The following is a 3,260-nucleotide window of genomic DNA, read 5'->3' as shown; positions in this document are numbered from 1 at the left end:
GGTTAGTGGGAGTCTCAATTAGAGTGTTAGAAATTATTAACTTGAAGTGTCTGATAGAAATAAAAATGGATGAAATCAAAAATAGTATTATCAGTAACGAATTCTAAGGGCTTTATTAATCAAGCAGAGCAATTTGAGAGAGAAGTTGCAAGTGCGGATGTATCTAACATATAAAATTATCAGAAAAGGTCAATTTGCATACAATCCGTCTCGTGTAAATGTTGGTTCATTAGACCTATTAAGAAAATTTGATATTGGTATTCTAAGTCCTATGTATGTGGTTTTTGAAACCGATCAAAAGAATTTAATACCAGAATATTTATATTATTTATTAAAAACTAATTGGTTTTATGGGCATATTCCAATGTTTGTACAAGGTAGTGTAAGAGACAGTTTGTCCTTTGACGGTCTATGTGGAATGAAATTCTTTATTCCTTCCATCGAAGAACAAACCGCCATTGCAGAGGTCTTGCAAACGGCCGATAAAGAAATCGAGTTGCTCAAAACCAAAGCAAAGCAGTTGAAAGAGCAGAAGAAGGGGTTGATGCAGCAGTTGTTGACGGGGAGAAAGCGTCTTTTGTAAGGGCAGACCTAATTGTCTGCCCAATAAAAAGGAAAATAATATGAACAAATACAATCCAAACATTCACCACCGTAAATCCATCCGCCTGAAAGGATATGATTATTCGCAGGCGGGGTTGTTTTTTATTACCATTTGTGTGCAGGATAGGAAATGTTTGTTTGGTGAAATTGTGAATGGTGCAATGATATTGAATGATGCAGGACAGATGGTGGAAAAATGGTATCGTGAATTAGAAAATAAATACCCCGACAAAAAATGCCATGAAATGGTGGTAATGCCCAACCATTTCCATTGTATCATTGAAAATGTCGTAACCGTAGGGGCAGATCTGCGTGTCTGCCCCTATGATACCCCCAACCAATCCATAATCACACCAACCGTTTCGATTGATGCACCAACCGTTTCGGGCGATGCACCACCCGTTTCGGGCGAACACAAAGGTTCGCCCCTACATCGGGCGGTGCAATGGTTTAAAACCATGTCCACAAACGAATACATCCGTGGGGTTAAAAATTTGGGATGGGAACCATTCAATGGCAAATTGTGGCAACGCAATTATTGGGAACATATCATTCGTGATGAACAATCCTATCAACGCATTTCAGAATACATAATCAACAATCCGAAAAATTGGAACAACGATAAATTTTATAATCAATAAAATTTGAAAATATGCCACGTAAAGAGATACATGTAGTTCCCAAATTCCAATGGTGGTTGGGATACTAAAAGAAACAATGCTCAAAGAGCGTCCAAGCATTTTAATGCCAATAAGGAAATTAAATGTAAAGTAATTTATTAGAGAATTTATTAGAGAATTTATTAGAGTTAAACATATTTCAATATCTTAATCCATGCCATTCACAGAAGACAATATATCACAATTACCGGCGCTTAAATTATTGTGTCATTTAGGCTATCAATACCTATCACCTGCGGAAGCATTAACAATGCGCGAAGGGAGAGAAAGTAATGTTATCCTTACGGATGTTTTACGGGAGCGCTTGCACCATATCAATCAAATAAAACTGGGTCGTAAAACCGCCCAATTTAGTGAAGCCAATATTGAAAGAGCTATCCAGAAGCTCAAGGACGTTCCTTTGTCCGAAGGATTGGTGCAGGCTTGCAATCAGACCTATAATCTTTTGGTTTTTGGTCTGGCTTTGGAGCAATCCATTGATGGCGATAAGAAAAGTCATACCATCCAATACATCGATTGGGAAAATCCAGAGAATAATATCTTCCACCTTACGGAAGAGTTTTCGGTAATGCGTACCGGTCGTAAGGACACTTACAGACCGGATATAGTCCTTTTTGTGAATGGGATTCCATTGGCGGTTATCGAGTGCAAAAGTCCTACCATCAAAGAGCCCATCAAACAGCTATTTCGCAACATATCCGCAATCAACAAGAAAATGGTATTCAACACCTCTATGTTTATAGCCAAATCTTAATGGCACTTAGTCTGACAGAAGCAAAATACGCCACTACCAATACCAAAGAAGAATTCTGGGCAGTATGGAAGGAAAAAGAACGAGCGATATCAAAATACGATTCAGGAATTGGTGAATCGTCCATTGGCCAGTGAGTTGGTGGATAAACTTTTTGCTCATCCTGATATCAGAACCGTTGCAGACAGAAAAAGCTTTGAAGAAAAATATGCTTTGCCCGTAGCGCCTACCGCTCAGGATATCCAATTATATGGCTTGGCCGCACCCGAACGTTTGTTGCAAATCGTAAAGGAATTTATTTTGTTCGAAGGAGGTGTGGTGAAAAAAGTAGCCCGATTCCAACAGTTTTTTGCCATCAACAAAATCATGAAGCGCATCAAGCCCATTCGCAATGGCAAACGCAAAGGCGGGGTAGTATGGCATACTCAAGGAAGTGGTAAATCCTTGACCATGGCTATGCTGGCCAGAAAGATAAAGCAGGAAATTCTGAATCCGCAAATCATCATTGTCACCGACCGTACCGATTTGGACCGTCAAATCACAGAAACTTTACGTAAAGTAGAGATTGATGTACTGAATGCAGGTTCAGGCAAGCAGTTGATAAGTTTATTGCAAGGTAATGGAGATTTTGTAGTTACAACAATTATCAACAAGTTTGATGCTGCCGTTAAAAATTTGGCGCACACACAGGCAGATAGTCCCAATATTTTTTGTGTTGATAGATGAGGCACATCGTACCCAGCACGGGGTCTTCAATGTCAATATGGAGCGCGTATTGCCCAATGCCTGCTTTGTGGTATTTACCGGTACGCCATTGATGAAAAAGCAAAAGAACACCGCAGAAAAATTTGGGGGTATTATCGATACCTACACCATTGTGGAGGCAGAACAAGACGGTGCGATTGTACCGATACTGTATGAAGGTCGTTTGGCGCTACAGGATGTCAATAAATCTGCTTTGGATAGAGGAGTTGACTTAGTGATGGAAGATTTGGAAGAATATCAGAAAGTGGACTTGAAGAAAAAAATGAGCAAAGCCAATCTGATTTCCAAAACCGACCAAAACATTTATCAAATTGCCTTCGATATCAGCAAGCATTTCCAAGAGAATTGGGCTTAGACAAAACAGGCCAGCATTCCGGATTCAGAGGGATGGTGGTTTGCCCCGATAAATCTGACGGCTGTTAAATCACAAAAAAGCCTTTGTAACCTTAACAATTGGAAAG

General features: G+C 39.6%; 6 protein-coding genes. All 6 read left to right on the top strand.

The annotated features are described in order from the left end of the window. Positions 1-133: 133 nt before the first annotated feature. The 6 genes from SD31_RS13755 (at position 134) to SD31_RS15695 (ending at position 3,154) form a co-directional block, all read left to right on the top strand. A complete protein-coding gene (locus tag SD31_RS13755) occupies positions 134-583 on the top strand; it encodes a restriction endonuclease subunit S (protein ID WP_156138380.1) in 450 nt (149 codons plus the stop codon). Positions 584-623: 40 nt separating this feature from the next. Next, a complete protein-coding gene (locus SD31_RS13750) occupies positions 624-1,244 on the top strand; it encodes a transposase (protein ID WP_039054543.1) in 621 nt (206 codons plus the stop codon). A 193-nt stretch (positions 1,245-1,437) separates the two neighbouring features. After that, entirely contained in the window at positions 1,438-2,037 is a 600-nt protein-coding gene (locus SD31_RS15705; protein ID WP_052259083.1) for a type I restriction endonuclease, read from the top strand. After that, positions 2,037-2,171 (top strand): hypothetical protein, encoded by a 135-nt coding sequence (locus tag SD31_RS20415; protein ID WP_262506652.1) that lies wholly within the window; start codon positions 2,037-2,039, stop codon positions 2,169-2,171. Before SD31_RS15705 ends, SD31_RS20415 begins: the two co-directional genes overlap by 1 nt. Next, positions 2,149-2,760: a DEAD/DEAH box helicase family protein gene (locus tag SD31_RS15700; RefSeq protein WP_197053734.1), complete on the top strand. Its 612-nt coding sequence runs from the start codon at positions 2,149-2,151 to the stop codon at positions 2,758-2,760. Before SD31_RS20415 ends, SD31_RS15700 begins: the two co-directional genes overlap by 23 nt. Further along, positions 2,747-3,154 carry a hypothetical protein gene (locus SD31_RS15695; RefSeq protein ID WP_156138378.1) on the top strand — a complete coding sequence of 136 codons (408 nt, stop codon included), beginning with the start codon at positions 2,747-2,749 and terminating at the stop codon, positions 3,152-3,154. Before SD31_RS15700 ends, SD31_RS15695 begins: the two co-directional genes overlap by 14 nt. Positions 3,155-3,260 lie beyond the last annotated feature (106 nt).

The organism is Sphingobacterium sp. T2 (assembly GCF_000814685.1).
Taxonomy (GTDB): domain Bacteria; phylum Bacteroidota; class Bacteroidia; order Sphingobacteriales; family Sphingobacteriaceae; genus Sphingobacterium; species Sphingobacterium thermophilum.
The sequence above is the reverse complement of the archived record's forward strand: the minus strand, read 5'-3'. Positions and strand labels throughout refer to the sequence as shown.